The organism is Bradyrhizobium uaiense, from assembly GCF_010811875.1.
Classification (GTDB): domain Bacteria; phylum Pseudomonadota; class Alphaproteobacteria; order Rhizobiales; family Xanthobacteraceae; genus Bradyrhizobium; species Bradyrhizobium uaiense.
The window spans coordinates 1-234 of the sequence record NZ_VKHP01001115.1 but is presented as its reverse complement, the minus strand read 5'-3'; the positions used below and the strand labels follow the sequence as shown (position 1 = coordinate 234).

1 protein-coding gene is annotated in these 234 nt (G+C 62.8%); it reads left to right on the top strand.

The window, feature by feature from the left end; genetic code table 11:
* Positions 1 to 20: 20 nt before the first annotated feature.
* Positions 21 to 234, top strand: a 214-nt coding sequence (locus tag FNJ47_RS49270; RefSeq protein ID WP_236000654.1) for a transposase, incomplete at its 3' end; no start/stop codon positions are given.

Below are 234 nucleotides of genomic sequence, written 5' to 3'. Positions count from 1 at the left end.
GGGAGGCCGTCTTGGGTGTGATGGACCGTTTGGTATTGAGCGACGCGGCGTGGAAGCGGATGGCGCCGTTGATCATAGGGCGCCCCGATCAGAAGGGCTCGACCGGACGCGACAACCGAATGTTCGTTGAAGGAGTGCTGTGGATCGTGCGTACGGGGTCTCCCTGGCGCGATCTCCCGGAGGTCTTCGGCGATTGGAACAGCGTGTTCCGGCGCTTCAGCCGATGGAGCATCA